At 68.4% G+C, this 17,458-nt stretch carries 18 protein-coding genes; 9 read left to right on the top strand and 9 right to left on the bottom strand.

What is annotated here, in order from left to right; translation table 11 throughout:
* Positions 1-51 precede the first annotated feature (51 nt).
* The 4 genes from ACZ48X_RS06055 to ACZ48X_RS06040 form a co-directional block, all read right to left on the bottom strand.
* A complete protein-coding gene (locus tag ACZ48X_RS06055; protein ID WP_336350007.1) occupies positions 52-693 on the bottom strand; it encodes an HD domain-containing protein in 642 nt (213 codons plus the stop codon).
* Positions 693-1,424, bottom strand: coding sequence for an EthD domain-containing protein (locus ACZ48X_RS06050; protein ID WP_336350008.1), 732 nt, complete (start codon positions 1,422-1,424; stop codon positions 693-695). Before ACZ48X_RS06050 ends, ACZ48X_RS06055 begins: the two co-directional genes overlap by 1 nt.
* A gap of 77 nt (positions 1,425-1,501) precedes the next feature.
* Positions 1,502-1,675, bottom strand: a complete 174-nt coding sequence (locus ACZ48X_RS06045; protein WP_336350009.1) for a hypothetical protein — start codon at positions 1,673-1,675, stop codon at positions 1,502-1,504.
* 204 nt (positions 1,676-1,879) lie between these two features.
* Positions 1,880-3,172: a phenylacetate--CoA ligase family protein gene (locus ACZ48X_RS06040; RefSeq protein WP_336350010.1), complete on the bottom strand. Its 1,293-nt coding sequence runs from the start codon at positions 3,170-3,172 to the stop codon at positions 1,880-1,882.
* Positions 3,173-3,295: 123 nt separating this feature from the next.
* Here ACZ48X_RS06040 and ACZ48X_RS06035 point away from each other — a divergent pair, with 123 nt between their 5' ends.
* From ACZ48X_RS06035 to ACZ48X_RS06020, 4 genes are all read left to right on the top strand, one after another.
* Positions 3,296-4,900 (top strand): DUF3179 domain-containing (seleno)protein, encoded by a 1,605-nt coding sequence (locus ACZ48X_RS06035; RefSeq protein WP_336350011.1) that lies wholly within the window; start codon positions 3,296-3,298, stop codon positions 4,898-4,900.
* Positions 4,897-5,382 carry a VOC family protein gene (locus ACZ48X_RS06030; RefSeq protein ID WP_336350012.1) on the top strand — a complete coding sequence of 162 codons (486 nt, stop codon included), beginning with the start codon at positions 4,897-4,899 and terminating at the stop codon, positions 5,380-5,382. The genes ACZ48X_RS06035 and ACZ48X_RS06030 overlap by 4 nt, the downstream gene beginning before the upstream one ends.
* A 100-nt stretch (positions 5,383-5,482) precedes the next feature.
* Complete coding sequence (locus tag ACZ48X_RS06025; protein WP_336350013.1) at positions 5,483-6,328, top strand: aldo/keto reductase; 846 nt, start codon at positions 5,483-5,485, stop codon at positions 6,326-6,328.
* Positions 6,329-6,384: 56 nt separating this feature from the next.
* Positions 6,385-6,834: a hypothetical protein gene (locus tag ACZ48X_RS06020; RefSeq protein WP_336350014.1), complete on the top strand. Its 450-nt coding sequence runs from the start codon at positions 6,385-6,387 to the stop codon at positions 6,832-6,834.
* A gap of 31 nt (positions 6,835-6,865) precedes the next feature.
* Here ACZ48X_RS06020 and ACZ48X_RS06015 read toward each other — a convergent pair whose 3' ends face one another.
* The 4 genes from ACZ48X_RS06015 to ACZ48X_RS06000 all read right to left on the bottom strand — a co-directional run bounded on the left by ACZ48X_RS06015 (position 6,866) and on the right by ACZ48X_RS06000 (position 11,690).
* A complete protein-coding gene (locus ACZ48X_RS06015; protein ID WP_379762517.1) occupies positions 6,866-7,579 on the bottom strand; it encodes an ABC transporter ATP-binding protein in 714 nt (237 codons plus the stop codon).
* A 61-nt stretch (positions 7,580-7,640) separates the two neighbouring features.
* A complete protein-coding gene (locus ACZ48X_RS06010) occupies positions 7,641-8,399 on the bottom strand; it encodes an ABC transporter ATP-binding protein (RefSeq protein ID WP_336350016.1) in 759 nt (252 codons plus the stop codon).
* A gap of 34 nt (positions 8,400-8,433) precedes the next feature.
* The gene (locus ACZ48X_RS06005; protein ID WP_336350017.1) at positions 8,434-10,431 is read right to left on the bottom strand and encodes an ABC transporter permease; all 1,998 of its coding nucleotides are present in this window, start codon (positions 10,429-10,431) and stop codon (positions 8,434-8,436) included.
* Positions 10,431-11,690 carry an ABC transporter substrate-binding protein gene (locus ACZ48X_RS06000; protein WP_379762519.1) on the bottom strand — a complete coding sequence of 420 codons (1,260 nt, stop codon included), beginning with the start codon at positions 11,688-11,690 and terminating at the stop codon, positions 10,431-10,433. The genes ACZ48X_RS06005 and ACZ48X_RS06000 overlap by 1 nt, the downstream gene beginning before the upstream one ends.
* Before the next feature lie 208 nt (positions 11,691-11,898).
* Here ACZ48X_RS06000 and paaK point away from each other — a divergent pair, with 208 nt between their 5' ends.
* The 4 genes from paaK (at position 11,899) to ACZ48X_RS05980 (ending at position 15,478) form a co-directional block, all read left to right on the top strand.
* Positions 11,899-13,191: a phenylacetate--CoA ligase PaaK gene (gene paaK / locus ACZ48X_RS05995; protein WP_336350019.1), complete on the top strand. Its 1,293-nt coding sequence runs from the start codon at positions 11,899-11,901 to the stop codon at positions 13,189-13,191.
* Between the two features lie 210 nt (positions 13,192-13,401).
* Positions 13,402-13,788 (top strand): hypothetical protein, encoded by a 387-nt coding sequence (locus ACZ48X_RS05990; RefSeq protein WP_336350020.1) that lies wholly within the window; start codon positions 13,402-13,404, stop codon positions 13,786-13,788.
* A 60-nt stretch (positions 13,789-13,848) separates the two neighbouring features.
* Positions 13,849-14,811: a DUF7351 domain-containing protein gene (locus tag ACZ48X_RS05985; protein WP_336350021.1), complete on the top strand. Its 963-nt coding sequence runs from the start codon at positions 13,849-13,851 to the stop codon at positions 14,809-14,811.
* 196 nt (positions 14,812-15,007) lie between these two features.
* Positions 15,008-15,478, top strand: coding sequence for a hypothetical protein (locus tag ACZ48X_RS05980; protein WP_336350022.1), 471 nt, complete (start codon positions 15,008-15,010; stop codon positions 15,476-15,478).
* Here the strand turns inward: ACZ48X_RS05980 and paaI are convergent.
* A complete protein-coding gene (paaI, locus tag ACZ48X_RS05975; RefSeq protein ID WP_336350023.1) occupies positions 15,460-15,885 on the bottom strand; it encodes a hydroxyphenylacetyl-CoA thioesterase PaaI in 426 nt (141 codons plus the stop codon). The two genes, ACZ48X_RS05980 and paaI, sit on opposite strands and share 19 nt — an antisense overlap.
* A gap of 234 nt (positions 15,886-16,119) precedes the next feature.
* Here paaI and ACZ48X_RS05970 point away from each other — a divergent pair, with 234 nt between their 5' ends.
* Positions 16,120-17,388, top strand: a complete 1,269-nt coding sequence (locus ACZ48X_RS05970) for a M24 family metallopeptidase (protein ID WP_336350024.1) — start codon at positions 16,120-16,122, stop codon at positions 17,386-17,388.
* Positions 17,389-17,458: the final 70 nt, after the last annotated feature.

Below are 17,458 nucleotides of genomic sequence, written 5' to 3'. Positions count from 1 at the left end.
ACGTCCTCAATGCGCGTCGCTCCCGATGGGCGATGCCGAGGACGAGCGGCGCTAGTTCTGGGTCTGACTGTACTCCGCGACCCACTCCTTGAGCGTGATGCCCATCGCGGCGTCCGTGATGGCGTTCGACGACGCCGAGTTCGCGGACTTCACGAGCTCCGCCTCCAGCGTGCGCGTCGGCACCTCGCCGAGGAAGTGCGGGATGGCGCGCTGCACGCTGATCGGTGCGCCGACCTCGTGCGCGAGCGCGTACCCCGATATCGAGTGCGGGACCTCCTCGGTCGCGTAGTGCTCGCGGTCCGGGTCCACGAGCAACTCGGCGTCGACGTGGTCGACGTACTCGTAGCACTTCCCGACGTCGTGCAGCAGGCACGCCGCGACGACGACGTCGACGTCGACGTCCGCGCCGTGGAACTCGCGCTGGACGCGCGCCGACTCGAGCGCGACCTTCGTCACGCCGCGAACGTGCTCGACGTTCGTGACCTCGTGGATGTTCCACGCGTAGGGGATGTCGTAGACGTCCTGCCAGCCGCCGCGCTCCAGGCCGAGCGTCCACGCCTCCACGACCTGCTCGCGCAGCGTCTCGTCGTCGATCTCCGAAAGCTCGGGGAACGCCTCGCGGACCTGCGCCGCGTACTCCGGGTCCGTGGCGTCGTCGCCTGCGCCATCGTCGCTCGCGGCGTCGTCCGCCATCAGTACCCCTCGGCGTCGACCTCGTCCTTCTGCACGACCTCTCGGCCGATGAACCGCGGGCGCTTCTCGACCGCGAGGAAGTTGTCCACGTCCTCGCGCGCCGCCGCCGCGACCTCCCGGGTCGGGTCGTAGTCGCGACTCCCTTCGCTCCCGAGGGCCTCGTGGAGGTCCTCGATGGTCTCGAAGTAGAGCTCGGCGACGCCGTCGAACTCCGCGTTCTCCGGGTCCGTCGGATACACGGTCTGATAGCGGACGACGCCCTCGATGTCCTTCGCGAGCGGCGAATGCTCGTTCTCCCAGTAGTCACGGAACTCCTCGTGGGTCATGCCGTCCTTCCGGACGAGGAACGCCGAGTGCTTGTAGAGCCCGTCCGTGTCGCCGTCGACCTCGTCCTTCCAGACCTTCTCCTCGCCGATGAACCGCGGTCGCTCGTCGATAGCGAGAAAGTTGTTCACGTCCTCGCGCGCCGCCGCCGCGACCTCCCGCGTCGGGTCGTAGTCGCGACTCCCTTCGCTCCCGAGTGCCTCGTGGAGGTCGTCGAGCGTCTCGAAGTAGAGCTCGGCGAGCCCGTCGAACTCGCTGTTCTCGGGGTCGTTCGGGTACACGGTATGGTAGCGGACGACGCCCTCGATGTCCTTCGCGAGCGGCGAATGCTCGTTCTTCCAGTACTCGGTGAACTCCTCGTGCGTCATGTCGTCCTTCCGGACCAGGCAGGCGACGTGCTTGTACATACGTTCGAGTCGACGCCCGGCGAGCCGATAAAATGAGGGGAAGCGGCGCGCTCGCGGTCCCGCAATCGCGTGTCGCGTTATCGCATGGCGTCGAGCGAGTAGACGGTATCGGACATGATCCAGGCGTCGTCCTCGTCGGGTTCCTCGATGGAGATCGCGTAGAACGAGTCGCGGCCGTCGTCGACCGTGATGTGGTAGCCCTCGCTCGTGAGCGCGGGGCCGGCGACGGGAGCGGTTTCGGGTAGATTCACACCATCGTTCAGGGAGGCGCACGCATAACGACCACGATTTCGCTCGCACGTGCCCTGAAGGCACCATTGAGGAACGTCTGAGTGTTCGCAGCCTGGTGGTTCCTGGGCGGTCGGAGCCCGGTGGTCTCTGCGCGTTCGTACCGGACGAGTAACACGTCTCGGAGGGTTCTTGCGAGCGGCAGCGAGCGGGAGTAGGTGAGAGCGCTAGCTCTCACGGTGGTCGTGGACGCGTTTGACCTTCCCGACCTCGGTTCGGTCGATGGTGTCGGGTGGGACGACGTCGACCTCGTCGGGCGTGAGGCCGAGGACGTCGCTCAGTCGGTCGGTGACGTCGTTCGCGAGCGCGTTCCGGCCGGGGGCGGCGAGGTTCCGGGCGGGGTCGACCTCGACGGTCACCTCGATGGTGTCGAGGCGCTTCTGGCGGTCGACGTCGATGCGGTACTGGGGGGCGAGCGCGTCGAACTCGAGGAGGACGTGCTCTATCTCGGTCGGGTAGACGTTGACGCCGCGGACGACGAGGAGGTCGTCGCTCCGGCCGACGACCCGTATCCGCGAGTGGGTGCGGCCACACTCGCAGGTGTCGGTGACCCGTTCGACGACGTCCCCGGTCCGGTACCGGAGGACGGGGACGGCTTCCTTCTGGAGGCCGGTGAGGACGAGTTCCCCGCGGGTGCCGTCGGGGACGCGCTCGCCGGTGTCGGGGTCGACTACCTCGACGAGGAAGTGGTCCTCCCAGACGTGCATGCCGTCGCGAGCGGCCGCGCACTCGGTGGCGACCCCGGGGCCGTAGAGCTCGGTGAGGCCGTAGTTCTCGGTGACGACCGCGTCGAACGCCTCGGCGATCTCCTCGCGCATCGCTTCGGTGGATGCTTCGGCACCGACGGGGACGTACGTGATGGGGAGGTCGCGGGGGTCGCCGCCGCGGTCGCGGACGTGGTCGGCGAGGTAGAGCGCGTAACTCGGCATGCAGACGAACCCCGATACCTCGAGGTCTCGGATGAGGTCGACCTGTCGGCTCGTGTTCCCGCCGCCCGCGGGGACGACGCACGCGTCGAGCGCCTCGATGGCGTCGTGCCAGCCCAGGCCGCCCGTGAAGAGGCCGTACCCGCACGCGTTCTGGACGGTGTCACCGGGCCGGCACCCGGCGGCGTACAGCGAGCGCGAGCCGAGTTCGCGCCACTTCCGGAGGTCGCCCTCGGTGTACGCGACGACCTTCGGTTTCCCGGTGGTGCCCGAGGACGCGTGCACGCGCCGCAGGTCCTCGCGTGGGACCGCGAACAGCCCGTCGGGATACGTGTCGCGGAAGTCCGCCTTCGTGGTGAACGCGAGGTCCGGGAGCGTCTCGTGAGTGAGGTCGCCGGGTTCGAGGTCGGCGTCCGCGAACCGCTCGCGGTAGAGCGCGACGTCGCTCGCGCGCTCGCCGGCGCGCTTGAGGTGCTCGCGCTGGCGGTCCCGGAGCCGCTCGCGCGACAGCGTCTCCACGTCGTGATACGTCATACCAACACGAGCGAGTGCGGCGGGCAAAAACGTTGCCCGCGACCGACGTCGTGATGGCAGGAATCGAGGCAGCCCGCCCCCTGGACGCCAACTGTTAACCGCTCGCACGGAGAAGCGCGACGCATGCCGACCGACCCACCGACTGGCGACGCCGCCGGCGGCACCACCGGCGGCGACGACGCCGGTGCAACCGCCGACGACACCGACCACGGTGCCGGCGAGCGCGCGGACGCGGCCGTCCTCCAGGACCTCCTCGACGACCTCCTCGTGCAGGACGTCGACCGCCACGAGCGCGCGCTCGCCGAACTCGCCGACATCGGCGACGAGCGCGTCGTCGCGCACCTCGTCGACGCCGCCACGCTCCACGCGGTCGCGAGCGACTGGGAGAACCTCGGATTCCCCGAGGTGTTCAGGGACCGCGACCCGCCGTACGCGTTCCAGCACCCCGAGACGCGATTCCCGGGCGTCGTCGACGCGCTCTGCGCGATAGCCGACCCCGACTTCGACCAGCCCGGCGTCGCGTGGCTCCAGTGGGAGTCCTGGTACACCCAGACAGACCCCGAAACCCTAGAGGGCTACGTCGACTGGAAGGTCCGGTTCTACCGCACCTACCACCCGACCGTCGGCCACCTGCTGGACGCCGACCCGAAGCACCCCGACTTCGACGGCGTCCGCTGGGGGAGCACGGACCCGACCGTCCTCCATCCCCTGAACTACCCCGCGTGGACGACCGACGACGCGCACCTCGAGCCCGACGACGACGTCTACGGGTTCCGCGTCGACGGCGACGCGTACGCCGTCCCGCGCTACCTCCTCTTCCCCCACGAGTTCGCGAACTTCGACCTCGGCGGCGAACGCCTCGCGCTCAGCTACTGCACGATGTGTAACTCGCCCGTGCTCTACGACGCCACGGTCGAGAACGGGAGCGTGGGGGGCCCCCGCCAGTTCGCCTCGACGGGCTGTCTCTGGAACGGGAACAAACTGATGTACGACGAGGAGACGCTGACGCTCTGGAACCAGCAGACGGGGACGCCGGTCGCCGGCCCGGACTACGAGCGCCACCGCGACCGCCGGGACGCCGACGAGGACGGCATCGCCCTCGACTTCCGCCCGGTCACGCAGACGACGTGGCGCGACTGGCGCGACGACCACCCCGAGAGCGCGACGCTCGCACCCGACACCGGCTACGACCTCGACTACGCGTTCTACCGGGACTACGACGGCTTCGTGAAGCGTCACTACTGGGAGAACGACGACGTCTTCCACCCCGGCGTGCGCGCCGAATCGAGCGCGCTCGACGACCGCACGTACGTCTACGGCGTCGACGCCGCCGACGGCCTGCACGCGTACCCCGTCGACGCGGTCCACGAGGGCTGGCCGGTCGCGGACGAGGTCGACGGCCGGCGCGTGGTCGCGCTCCCGTTCGACGGCGACGTCGCCGTGTACGAGGCGCCCGACGCTCCCCTGTCCCGGGACGACGTCGGCGACGGCAACGGCTGGGGTGGCGAGACAGTGCTCGTCGACGGCGAGGGACGCCGGTGGACGCCGACGCACGACGCGCTCGTTCCCGAAGGCGGCCGGGACGACGAAGGTGCGTCGATCCGCGACCGCGTGCTCGGCCGCCACGGCCTCTGGCTCGCGTTCCGACCGCACTACGACACCGTCCACGTCGCCGGTACCGACTCGCCTGCACCGCCAGCGAGCGACGATGAGGTGGGCGACCGATGACTCACGGCACCCCCATCCGCGTCGAACATACCGGTATCGCCGTGGCGGACTTCGACGCCGCCGAGAGCGTCCTGCAGGTGCTCGGCGCGCGGAAGTACGTCGACGACACCGGCCCCGACGACGGGTTCCGGTGGGCAGGATACGTCATCGGTGACGCGAGCCGCCTCGAGCTCGTCACGCCGCTCAGCGACGACAACTTCATCCAGACGTTCCTCGACCGGCACGGCCCCGGCCTCCACCACGTCACGTTCGAGGTCGCGGACATGGACGCTGTCATCGACGCCTGCGAAGCGAACGACCTCGCCGTCGTCGACCGCGCCGAGTACGACACCTACGAGGAGGCGTTCCTGTCGCCAGCGAACCCGACGGGCGTCCTCTTCCAGTTCATGCGGTACCGCGACGGCTACGCCGAGAAGTACGACAGCCCCGACACGTACGTGAACGGGATGCCCGTCCGCGAGGCGTTCGCCGACGAGGACTGACGGGCTCGGGGCGTTCACGCGGCTGCGTTCCCGCGAGCGCTCCGCGCCAGCGTTCGCCGCCACGCCAACCGTTAGGTGGCCCGCGAGCGACGCCTCCCACATGACCACACCGTCCGTCTCGCTTCCGAGCGGGGACGCGCTCCCGCTCGTCGGCCAGGGCACGTACAAGCTCGAAGGCGACGCCGTCCGCGACCCCGTCCACGCGGCGCTCGACGCCGGCTACGACCACGTCGACACCGCGGAGGGCTACATGAACGAGGACGCGCTCGGCGACGCACTCGCCGCGAGCGACGTCGCCCCCGACGACTGCTTCCTCACGTCGAAGGTCCTCCCGAAGAACCTCGCGTACGAGAGCGTCATCCAATCGTGCGAGGCGACGCTCGACGCCCTCGGAACCGACTACCTCGACCTCTACCTCGTGCACTGGCCGAACCCCGCCATCTCGATGCGCGAGACCCTCGACGCCATGGCGACGCTGCACGACCGCGGGCTCGTCCGGAACGTCGGCGTCTCGAACTTCTCCACGTACCAGCTCGGCGTCGCCCTCCACATCTCGGACGTCCCCATCGCCGTCAACCAGATCGAGCACCACCCCTACCTCCAGCGGCCCGACCTCGTCGAGTACTGTCAGGACAACGACATCGTCGTCGAAGCCGCCGCCCCCGTCGCGAGAGGCAGCGTCCTCGACGACGACGTCATCGTCGACATCGCGGCCAAGCACGGGAAGACGCCCGCGCAGGTCGTCCTCCGGTGGGCGGTCGAGAAGGACGTGGTTGTCCTCCCGAAGTCCAGCAACCCGGAGCACATCCGCGAGAACCGCGACGTCTTCGACTTCGAACTCGACGCCGAAGACCGCGAGCGTATCGACGCCCTCGACCGCGACCAGGCCGAATACGACGACCGCAAGCGCGACTGGAGCCGGGACACGTTCGGCATCGCGAAGTGACGGCGCGCTCGCCGTCTCCGCCCAAAGCTTACCCCGTCATCGGTCGATGAGCGCCCATGAAGCGCCGACCAGCCCTCCGGGGACTTCTCGCGGCCGGCGTCGGGGCACTCGCTGGCTGCGTCGGCTCATTGGAGCAGACGGCGAAGCAAACGACGCAGCCCCCGAGTGACGACCTCGTCGACTGCTTCTTCCCCGAGGACGGGGTCGGCTTCCACGTTCGCAACGGGACCGACGCCTCGAAGGCGGTCTCGGTCCGAATCGAACGCCACGACGATGGCGACGTGTACGACGAAACCCTGGAGTTGGCCGCGCGAACCGACGACGGAACCGGACACGTCTGGGCGCCAGACGGCGTCTTCCCCGAGCCCGACAGGTACGTCACGACGGTCTCGACGGGCGACGAGCAAGCAACCGACGCTCGACGCGTTGCTACCCAGTGCGACCGCCCCAGTATCCTACTCAGGCCGAGCGAAGGAATCCACATCGGGTACTTCGGTCGCGACTGACGTCTGGAGTCGCGAAAGAGAGGAGGCCGATTCAGTCCGCGAACGACACGCCGAGGTAGCGTTCGACGGTGTCGTCGTCGGCGCGTAACTCCTCGGGCGTCGCTTCGTGCACGATCTCGCCGTGCGCGAGGACGTACACGCGGTCGGCGAGGTCGAGCGCGACGCGGACGTTCTGCTCGACGAGCAGGACGGTGATGCCGGCGTCGCGGACGTCCTTGACGACCTCCATCACGCGGTCGACGATCATCGGCGCGAGCCCCTCGGTGGGTTCGTCGAGCATCAGGAGGTCGGCGCCGGAGACGAGCGCGCGAGCGATGGCGAGCATCTGTTGCTCGCCGCCCGAGAGGTCGCTCCCGCGGTTCTGCCGGCGCTCCTGGAGGTTCTGGAACGTGTCGAACACCCACGGGAGATCCCGGCGGTTCTCGGTGTCTGCGCCGCCGTAGCTCGCGAGTTCGAGGTTCTCCTCGACGGAGAGCCCCGGGAAGATGCGGCGCTCCTCGGGCACGAGCCCGATACCGCGCTGCACGGTGTCCACCGGGCCGAGTTCGGTGACGTCCTCGCCCCGGTACGTGATGGTGCCAGCCCACGGTTCGACCGACCCGAGTATCGTTCGGAGCGTCGTCGTCTTCCCGACGCCGTTCCGACCGACGAGCGCGACCACCTCGCCCTCGTCGACGTGCGCGTCGACGCCCTGGAGGACGCGCGTCTCGCCGTACCCCGACTGAACGTCGTCGAGTTCCAGCATACTCATCGCTCGACACCTCCGTCGCCGAGGCCGGCCGTGCCGGCCGTTGCTGTGACGTGGGTCATGCGTGACTCCCTCCGAGGTACGCCGCCTGCACCTCCTCGTTGCTCGCGACCTCCTCGGGCGTCCCCGTCGTCACGACGCTCCCGCGGTTCAGGACCGTGATGCGGTCGGAGACGTCCATCACGAGGTCGATGTCGTGCTCGATGAGCAGGAGCGTCTGCTCGGCGAGGACGTCGTCGACGAGGTTCATCGTCGCCTCGGTCTCCTCGACGCCCATCCCCGCCGTCGGTTCGTCGAGCAGGACGACCTCCGGGTCGGTCGCGAGCACCAGCCCGATCTCGAGGCGGCGCTGGTCGCCGTACGCGAGCGTCGACGCGCGCGTCTGCGCGTGCTCCGCGAGCCCGACGTCCTCGAGGACCTGCTCGGCGTGCGCGGTGACGTCCCCGAACGCGCCCTTCTCGCGGAACAACTGCGCGCCCGTACTCATCTCGCGACTCGGGATCGCTTGCGCCGCGAGCCGGACGTTCTCGAGCGCCGTGAGGCCCCCGAAGACGTTCGTGATCTGGAACGACCGCCCGATGCCGCGACGCACGCGCTCGTAGCTCGGGAGGTCCGTGACGTCCTCGCCGTCGAAGACGACCTCGCCCTCCGACGCGCGGAGCGCGCCAGTGATGGTGTTGAACAGCGTCGTCTTCCCGGCGCCGTTCGGGCCGATGACGCTCCGGAACTCGCCCGCCTCGACCGCGAGGTTCACCTTGTCGACCGCGACCAGTTCGTCGAAGCGCTTCGTCAGGTCGTGCGTCTCGAGTTTCGCCATCAGTCACTCACCTCCAATCGTCGAGTTGCGAGCATCAGTCGCTCACCTCCACGTCCGGTTCGCTCGTGGACTCGCCGCCGCCGCCACCGCCCGCCGTGAAGCGCGCGCGGAGGGTGTCGGGGAGCGACACCAGGCCCTCGGGGACGTAGATGACGAACACGACGAATATCGTGCCGAGGATGCCCTGCCACTGTTCCAGCAGGTGGCCGACGGGGCCGCCGACCGTCTCGCCGCCGACGAGCAGTATCTCCTTCAGGCCGAGGAACGCGCCGGCACCGAGCATCGGTCCGTAGAGCGTTCCCATCCCACCGAGCAGGGTCATGACGATGACCTCCCCGGACTTCAGCCAGAACAGGAAGCTCGGGCCGACCCCGAAGCTGTTGATGGTCGCGAGCCCGCCAGCGAGCCCGGCGAGCCCGCCGCTGATCATGAACGCGCGGCGCTTGTACGCGGTCGTGTCGTACCCGAGGAACTCCGCGCGGTCCTCGCTCTCGCGGATCGCCTGCAGGACGCTCCCGAACGGCGCACGCATCATCTGGCGCGCGAGCAGGTACGACCCGACGACGAGCGCGAGCACGACGAAGTAGAACAGCTCGATGTCGCCGAGCAGGTTCACCTGCCCGACCTCGCCGATCCCGAAGCCGTACGTCGCGTCGTACCCCGTGTAGAGGCCGTCCGTGCCGCCGGTCTCCTGGAACTTCGAGATGCCCTTGAACGCGAGCTGTGCGAACCCGAGCGTGATCATCGAGAAGTACACGCCGGACACGCGGATGGAGAGGTGGCCGACGACCCACGCGATCGCGAGCGACAACAGGATGCCCGCGAGCAAGCCCACCCAGAAGACCGGCGTGACGTAGATCGCCATCATGACGGTCGCGTACGCGCCGATCCCGTAGAACAGGACGTGCCCGAGCGACACGAGCCCCGCGTACCCCATCACGAAGTCCAGCGAGAGCGCGAACAGCGCCCAGACGAGGATGTTGAGGATGAGCGAGTTCGGGAGGTAACTCGAGTAGAGGACGCCGATACCGAACGGCGCGAGGAACAACAGGGCGACGACGCCAGCGCCGACGAGCCGCCTGGTGCGGTCGTCGAGGAACCCGTCACCGCCGCCGGTGAGGAGGTCGCCACCCTCGTCGCCGTGGTTCTGCCACTCGGGGTTCCCGAACAGGCCCTGGGGCTTGAACAGGAGGACGCCGAGCATCAGGACGTACACGGTGACGCCGCTGAGCGCCGGGACGTACGTCTGCGTGACCGTCTGCACGATACCGATGAGGAGGCCGCCGAGGACGGCACCGCGGAAGCTCCCGAGGCCGCCGAGGACGACGACGACGAACGCCGCGATGATGATGTCGTTCCCCATCCCGGGCGCGACCTGTTGTTTCGCGCCGAGGACGATCCCCGCGAACGCGGCGAGCACGCACCCGAACGCGAACACGAGCGTGTAGTACCGGTCGATGTCGATGCCGAGTGCGCGCACCATCCCGCGGTCCTGCGCGCCGCCGCGGATGATGATGCCGACGCGCGTCTCCGTGAGCGCGTACCACGTCGCGAGCGCGATGACGCCGCCCGCGAGGATGACGAAGTAGTTGTACAGCGAGTACTCGAACCCGGCGACCCCGATGGTGCCCGCGAGCGACGGCGGCACGCTGAACGCCTGGGGCTGGGTGCCCCACGCCAGCTCGATGAGGTCCGCGAACACGAGCACGAGCCCGAACGTCAACAGGATGTGGTACAGCGGGTTCCGGCCGTACAGCGGCCGTATCGTGATGCGTTCGACGAACCCGCCGACGACGCCGACGATGACGGGCGCCGCGACGAGCGCAACCCAGAACCCGACCCCCGCGCCGCCGAGGACGCCGACTATCGAGACCGCGAAGTACGCGCCGAGCGCGTAGAACTCGCCGTGCGCGAAGTTGATGACGTCCATCACGCCGAAGATGATACTCAGGCCGGCGGCGAGCAGCACGTACACCATCCCGACGGTCAGCCCGTTCAGGAGTTGCGTGAGCAGGGCACCTCCCGAGACCATTATAGCGAGCAGTTCGTCGAGCTACACGAGGGGATGGCGTCCGCCCCGCTGACCTTCTCGATGAGCTCTACGTCCGCGATCTCGCCTTCGTCGGGTTCGACGTTCTGCCCGACCCAGACGGGGTTCATCGCCTGCTGGTCGCACTCGCGGAACCGGTTCGCGCCGAGGACGCTGTTGGTCTCCAGGCCAGCGAGCGCGTCCTTCACTTCGGTCGGGTCGGTCGACCCGGCCTCCTGCATGCCGAGGGCGGTCATCCGCACGGAGTCGTAGCCGACGCGCGCGAAGTTCCCTGGCGCGCCGTCGTCGGGGTACTCGCTCGTGTACGCGTCCACGAACTGAGTGTTCCATCCGGCGTCCACCTTCGCGTTGTACCGGACGCCGCTGTAGATACCGTACGCGGTCGTTCCGAGGCCAGCGCGGAGCGCCTGGAAGGACGCGGTCGTCGTGATCATCGGGAGCTGGTCTTTGAGCCCCTGGCTCTCGGCTTGCTTCGCGAACCGGATGAAGTCGCCGCCAGTGGAGCCGACGACGAGCACGTCGGCGTCGGAGTCCGCGATCTGGGAGATGTACGACTCGTAGTTCTGCGCGCCGAGTTCGGCGCGCGTCACGCCGACCTCGTTGAAATCGGCGTCCGCGGCCTCCATGCGCGACCGCCATTCGCGGAGGACGGACTGCCCGTACGCGTAGTCCGCGATGTGGAACCAGACGTCCGACCCGAGGTTCTCGAGCGTCCAGACCGCGGACCCTTGCGCGATCTGGGCGGTGTTCGTCTCGGCGCGGAACACGTACTCGTTACAGCTCTCGCCAGTGATTGGGATCGCTGCCGCGCCCGGGTTGTAGATGACCTCGTTCTCGAGCGCGAACGAGTTCAGGGCGAGCGCGACGGAACTCGAGATGGCGCCCATGATGTAGTCGGCGCCGTTCTGCTCGACGAGCTGGGAGGCCGCTTGCGTGGCGGTGGACGCGCCGGTCTCGGTGTCGCCTCGCGCGATCTCTATCTCGAACTCGAAGTCGTCGGACTCGTTGAGTTGCTGTATCGCGAGTTCCGCGCCGTGACGCTGGAACGGCCCGAGCGAGGAGTACGACCCCGAGATGGGGTTGAGGAGGCCGTACGTGACGGTTCCCCCACCGCCACCACCGATGTTCGAGAGGCAGCCCGAGAGCCCCGCGACGCCGGCGACGCCGGCGGCCTTGAGGACGTCGCGCCTGTCGACGCGCCGTTGGGGTGCTCGCCGCTCCGTGCCACCATCCGTGCGCATGGTATTTTCTGCCACATCCTGAGTGCGTTGGGAGTCCTCTAAAGCGTAGTCGTTTTTATCACGAACTTTTCCCCGAAACATCGTCGCATCCCGTGATTCACCGGCAAGATGGACGAGAACTGGACGCCGACCACTCGTCGCGCGACCCGAAACGCGCTCACCTTCCGCGGCCTGAACCTATATACTGGCGGGCGATATCGTTCCACACATGGTCTACAACGAGGTCGAGACCGCCAGTCGGGACGAGCTCCACGAGCTCCAGACCGAACGCCTCCAGGAGACGGTCGAGCGCGTCTACGAGAACGTCCCATGGTACCGCGACCATCTCGATGAAGCCGGTGTCACGCCCGAGGACATCGACGACATCGACGACCTCTCCTCGCTTCCGTTCACCAGGAAGGAGGACATCCGAGACAACTACCCGGACAAGCTGTTCGCGGTCCCGCACGAGGACCTGCGACGCATCCACGCGTCCTCGGGCACCACCGGGAAACCGAAGATCGTCGCGTACACCGAGGACGACCTCGGCGTCTGGCACGAGGTCATGGCGCGGTCGCTGTACGCCGCCGGCGTCCGCGAAGGCGACATGGTCCAGAACGGGTACGGCTACGGCCTGTTCACGGGCGGCCTCGGGTTCCACGACGGCGTCGAGGAACTCGGCGCGTGCGTCATCCCGACCGGCGGCGGGAACACCACCCGCCAGATCGACATGCTCCAGGACATGGGGTCGGACGTCCTCTCCTGTACGCCGTCGTACTGCCTGTACCTCGACGAGCGCGCCGAGGACATGGGTATCGACCTCTCCGCGCTCGACCTGGAGCGCGTCATCATCGGCGCGGAACCGTTCACCGACCCGATGCGCGAGGAGATCGAGGAGGCGCTCGGCGTCACCGCCATCGACGTGTACGGCCTCAGCGAGATCATCGGCCCCGGCGTCTCCATCGAGTGCGAGCACGCTCAGGACGGCCTCCACCTCTGGGAGGACCACTTCTACCCCGAGGTCGTCGACCCCGAGACCGGCGAGGTCCTCCCCGAAGGCGAGGAGGGCGAACTCGTCGTCACGAGCCTCACGAAGCAAGCGTTCCCCATGATCCGGTACCGGACCGGCGACATGACCCGGCTCAACTACGACACCTGCGACTGCGGCCGCACCATGGTCCGCATGGACAACGTCACCGGCCGCGCCGACGACCTCCTCATCGTCCGCGGCGTCAACGTCTACCCGAGTCAGATAGAGGAAGTCATGGTCGACATCGCCGAGGTCGCCCCGCACTACCGCATCGACCTCTACCGCGAAGGCAACCTCGACACGCTCGAACTCACCGTCGAGCACGCTCACGACTACGACGGCACCCACGAAGCGCTCGAAGACGACATCGAAGCCCGCCTCAAGGAGGTCCTCGACGTCAAACCCGACGAGGTCGAGGTCGTCGGCCCCGGCGTCATCGACCGCACCGAGGTCGGGAAGGTCAAGCGCGTCTACGACCACCGGGATGAGTGAACTCATCCCTGCTCCCGCTCGCTAGCGCTCGCGGGACCACAGAGCCGAGTAACCTCGTCTCTGCCCTCGTTCGCTCGCAAGTGCTGGCGTTCCGGGGCGAGACGGTCGCCGTCCGGTGTCGACGGGACGACCGGCGTGCGGTGACCGGGCTCCAGTCAGAGAACTAACTATCCCGATGCCTTTTTGTTTCGTCCCTGAACGCTAAGAATCATGTTTGACGGTCACGCGGATGGGAGTGCCGAAGCGGTGCGGAGCGAACAGCCCGACGTCCCACCGCTCGGGGTGAAGGTCCTGCTCGGGCTCACGGTCGTCTCGATGATACTCCTCGTCTTCAGTCGCGGCCCCGGCATCGTCGTCCTCGCCGGACTCGCGGCCGGCGTCGTCCGGATCGGACTCCTCGTCGGGCTCCTCAAGATGAAGTCGCTCGCGTGGGTCGGCTACCTCGTGCTCGAAGCCATCTTCGTCGGCCTGTTCGCGTTCCTCTTCCTCGCCGGGAGCGGCTTCGCCGCCATCGAAGTGCTCTTCGGCCTCCTCGTCATCACGTACCTCGTCAGCATCCGCGATCTGTATCGCTCGGACGCCCCGACCAGCGCCTGACTCGAGCGGACGCGGACGACCCCCGTAACGCCTTCGGGCGTCGCCGTCGAAGCACGAGGCATGACCGACGCGGACGACGGCGCCGACGGACCGACGACGTACGGCGGGCTGTCGCCCGTCGACGCCCTCGCGCTCGTCGGGAACGAGACGCGCGCCGGCATCCTCTTCGCGCTCTCGAACGCGCGCGAGAGCGAGGGCGACCCGCCAGTCCTCTCGTTCAGCGAGCTCCGCGAGCGCGTCGCACCCGACGTCCCCTCCAGCCAGTTCAACTACCACCTCCAGGAGCTCGTCGGCCAGTACGTCGAACGCCGCGACGGCGGGACGCCCACCGGCGACGTCGCGACGCTCCACGACGACCACGGCGCCGGGTACGCGCTCCGCTCCGAGGGCACGTTCCTCACGCGACTCGTTCGCGCCGGCACCTACACCGGACCGCGGACGCGCGGCCCAATCGACCTCGGCGTCGACTGCTATCACTGCGGCGACTCGCTCGCGCTCGAGTACGCGAACTGGATCGCGGAGGTCCAGTGCGACGGCTGCGAGCACGTCTACGACCACAACCTCACGCCGCCGGGCGTGCTCGCCGACGACCCCGCGGTGACGGTCGCGCAGGTCGCCGAGTTCAACCGCGCGCACCGTCTCGCGTTCGCTCGCGGCTCCTGCCCGCTGTGCGGGCATCGCGTGACCGCGTCGTTCGTCGACCCGGCGACCACGTCCTACCCGCGTCCCGACCACCGCGAGGTCCTCGTGCATCGCGGCTGCGAGGGCTGCGGGCACCTCGACTACCTCACCGTCGGCGAACTCCTGCTCGTCGACCCCGCGGTCGTCTCGTTCTGCTGGACGCACGGCGAGGACGTCACCACCGCGCGCATCTGGGACCTCGCGTTCGCGATGACCGACGACGCGGTCACCGTCCGCGGCCGCGACCCGTGGCGCGTCGCGCTCTCGCTCGACCGCGACGGCGACCGACTCGAGGCCGTCCTCGATGACGACGTGACCGTCGTCGAACGCACCCGACGCTGACCGCCGAACGCGCTCCCGTCCCCACTCCCCGAGTAGCCGGTCGCTACTCGCGGGTCCGCGTCCACTGTCCGCAACGCTTGCGGCCGTCACCGGTCGCAACCACCCATTACGGGTTCGTGTCGCCGAACCTGTCCTTGTTTCGTCCTGATGAACAAAGGCGTAGTTTTAAGCAGGCGCTGCGAGGAATCTTCATCGTATGATGGACGAGCGAACGCGGCGAGCCGGCGAACGCGCAGCGCAAGCGCGTCGCCGCGCGTTCTCGAACGGCGACGTCGCGCGGCGTCGCGCACGCCCGCTCGGCGTCGTCCCGGTCCTCCTCCTGTGCCTCGTCGGCGCGGTCGTCGACGGGTACGCCGTCGTCGCGTTCACCACCGCTGGCGCCGGGTTCGCGTTCGTGAACGTCGGGCTCGCCGCGAGCGCGCTCGTCGCCGCGTTCGCACTCACCACCGAACTCTCGTGGGCGTGGACGGTGACGTGGATGTACCTCGCACTCCACGTGTTCGTCGACTTCCTCACGGTCGACGTCGTCGGCCCCGTCGGGTTCGCTATCGCCGCGGTGTACGCGCTCGCGTTGACGTACGCCACCGCGCGCCGCATCGGCGAAGCCGCCGGTGGCACGACGACTCCACCGGCGAGTTCGTCGGTCGGTCAGGCGTCCAGCAGGTAGACGCGCCCGCGGAACGTCGCGACGCGGTCGCCCTCGGCCGTCACCTCGACCTCGTACTCGGCGGTTCGTCCGCCGACGTGCGTCTCCTCGGCGGTCGCAGTCAGTCGGTCCCCGACGTCGACCGCGTCGAGGTAGGACATGTTCGTCTCGAGCGCGACCGCGGGGTCGCCCCGGGAGTTCGACGCCGCGGCGAAGGCGGCGTCGGCGACCGAGTACACCGCGCCGCCGTGAGGCGTCCCGTGGAAGTTCAGGAGGTCCTCGGTGACGACGAGTTCGGTGACCGCGTACCCGGGTTCGACGACCGCGAGCTCGATGCCGAGCGTCTCGCAGAACGCGTCGCTCCGGATGCGCGCCGCGACCTCCTCCTCGACGCCGTCCTCGCCCGCTGCGGACGTGTCCTCTGTCATGGCCGAACGAACGACGTGCGACCGCAAAGTCGTGTCGGCGCCGCCACCGGCCGTCGAAGAGAGGGAGAGTCGTGTCGGCGCCGCCACCGGCCGTCGAAGAGAGGGAGAGTCGTGTCGGCGTCGCCGCTGGCCGCTGCTGCAAGTGTTGGCCAGGGCGGGTGTGCGTGTCGGTTCGAACGGATATCGCCGACGTCGTCAGGTACTTTGATGTACTCGTGGGGCGCGCTTTGGGACATGTACGAGCGAACGTTCATGGAGGGGACGCGCGGCACCCAGGCGGTCGACTGGGAGGAGCGCATCGACGTCAAGCGCATGCGCACCGAGCGCTACGAGAAGGCGCTCGACCGACTCCAGGACTCCGAGCTGGGGTCGATGCTCCTCGTCTCGGACCCGAACATCCGGTACGTGACGGGGCTGGCGATGACGGGCGGGAGCGGTGCGGACCACTACACGCTCCTGACGGAGGACGGCGACGTCGTCCACTGGGACACCGCGGACCACGCGTCCAATCAGCGGTTCAACTGTCCGTGGCTGACGGACATCCGGTACGCGTGCCCGGGGCTCGGGAACGTGCCGCGCGCGAGCGGTCGGGACTCGGCGCGTGACTTCCTCAAGCAGAAGATGGCGGACCTCGTCACGGAGGCGATGGAAGAGTACGGCGTCGACGACGCGCCGATGGGGCTGGACGTCGGGAACGCGGGCCTCATCTCGGCGTTCGAGCACAACGACGTCGACGTCCGCACGAAGGAGTGCGTGGACCTGATGCACGACGCGCGGAAGGTGAAGACCCGCGACGAGATCGAGTGCCTGCGGATGGTCGCCGCCATCTGCGAAGCCGGGTTCCAGCGCATCACGGAGACCGCCAAGCCCGGGATGAAGGAGAGCGAGGTCTGGGGCGAAGCCGTCCAGGAACTCTGGCGTCACGGCGCGATGGCTCAGGGCGGCTACGTCACGTCGGGGCCGAACACGTGGCCGAAGCACCAGGCGAACACGACCGACCGCCAGATGCGCCCCGGCGACATCGTGTACGCGGACTTCTACAACATCGGGTACCTCGGCTACCGCTCGTGCTACTACCGCACCTTCTCCCTCGGCGAGCCGACGCAAGCCCAGAAGGACGCGTACGAGATCGCTCGCGACAACCTCTACGACGTCCTCGAACGCATCGAGCCGGGCGCGACCACCGACGAGATCTGCAAGGGCTTCCCGGACATGGAGGGCGAGCACGCGGACTGGTACGACGCCACCGACCACTGGCAGATGACCACGAATCACTGGGCGCACGGCCTCGGCCTCCAGCTCTACGAGCAACCGCTCATCTGGCGCGGCCTGTCGCCGGAGCACCCCATCGAGATCGAGGAGGGGATGACGATGGCCGTGGAGACGATGGAGCCCGCGGAACGCCAGGGCGTCCGCGTCGAGGAGATGGTCGTCGTCCGCGAGAACGGCGTGGAGATACTCAGCCAGTGGCCCGTCGAAGAGATCACGCAGATCGACTACTGACCCGGCACGTCGCGCGCTGACCCGGCACGTCGACTCCTTCTCGCGCCGGGAGAATCAGGGCTGGCGATGA

The sequence above is a fragment of the Halorubellus litoreus genome (assembly GCF_055378595.1).
Note: the sequence above shows the minus strand (reverse complement) of the source record. Positions and strands in the feature narration are given on the sequence as shown.

What these genes read in the sequence shown, in the direction of transcription:
- ACZ48X_RS06055 (WP_336350007.1), bottom strand. Translation starts at nt 693, where the DNA reads ATGGCGGACGACGCCGCGAGCGACGATGGCGCAGGCGACGACGCCACG.
- ACZ48X_RS06050 (WP_336350008.1), bottom strand. Translation starts at nt 1,424, where the DNA reads ATGTACAAGCACGTCGCCTGCCTGGTCCGGAAGGACGACATGACGCAC.
- ACZ48X_RS06040 (WP_336350010.1), bottom strand. Translation starts at nt 3,172, where the DNA reads ATGACGTATCACGACGTGGAGACGCTGTCGCGCGAGCGGCTCCGGGAC.
- ACZ48X_RS06035 (WP_336350011.1), top strand. Translation starts at nt 3,296, where the DNA reads ATGCCGACCGACCCACCGACTGGCGACGCCGCCGGCGGCACCACCGGC.
- ACZ48X_RS06030 (WP_336350012.1), top strand. Translation starts at nt 4,897, where the DNA reads ATGACTCACGGCACCCCCATCCGCGTCGAACATACCGGTATCGCCGTG.
- ACZ48X_RS06025 (WP_336350013.1), top strand. Translation starts at nt 5,483, where the DNA reads ATGACCACACCGTCCGTCTCGCTTCCGAGCGGGGACGCGCTCCCGCTC.
- ACZ48X_RS06020 (WP_336350014.1), top strand. Translation starts at nt 6,385, where the DNA reads ATGAAGCGCCGACCAGCCCTCCGGGGACTTCTCGCGGCCGGCGTCGGG.
- ACZ48X_RS06015 (WP_379762517.1), bottom strand. Translation starts at nt 7,579, where the DNA reads ATGCTGGAACTCGACGACGTTCAGTCGGGGTACGGCGAGACGCGCGTC.
- ACZ48X_RS06010 (WP_336350016.1), bottom strand. Translation starts at nt 8,399, where the DNA reads ATGGCGAAACTCGAGACGCACGACCTGACGAAGCGCTTCGACGAACTG.
- ACZ48X_RS06005 (WP_336350017.1), bottom strand. Translation starts at nt 10,431, where the DNA reads ATGGTCTCGGGAGGTGCCCTGCTCACGCAACTCCTGAACGGGCTGACC.
- ACZ48X_RS06000 (WP_379762519.1), bottom strand. Translation starts at nt 11,690, where the DNA reads ATGCGCACGGATGGTGGCACGGAGCGGCGAGCACCCCAACGGCGCGTC.
- paaK (WP_336350019.1), top strand. Translation starts at nt 11,899, where the DNA reads ATGGTCTACAACGAGGTCGAGACCGCCAGTCGGGACGAGCTCCACGAG.
- ACZ48X_RS05990 (WP_336350020.1), top strand. Translation starts at nt 13,402, where the DNA reads ATGTTTGACGGTCACGCGGATGGGAGTGCCGAAGCGGTGCGGAGCGAA.
- ACZ48X_RS05985 (WP_336350021.1), top strand. Translation starts at nt 13,849, where the DNA reads ATGACCGACGCGGACGACGGCGCCGACGGACCGACGACGTACGGCGGG.
- ACZ48X_RS05980 (WP_336350022.1), top strand. Translation starts at nt 15,008, where the DNA reads ATGATGGACGAGCGAACGCGGCGAGCCGGCGAACGCGCAGCGCAAGCG.
- paaI (WP_336350023.1), bottom strand. Translation starts at nt 15,885, where the DNA reads ATGACAGAGGACACGTCCGCAGCGGGCGAGGACGGCGTCGAGGAGGAG.
- ACZ48X_RS05970 (WP_336350024.1), top strand. Translation starts at nt 16,120, where the DNA reads ATGTACGAGCGAACGTTCATGGAGGGGACGCGCGGCACCCAGGCGGTC.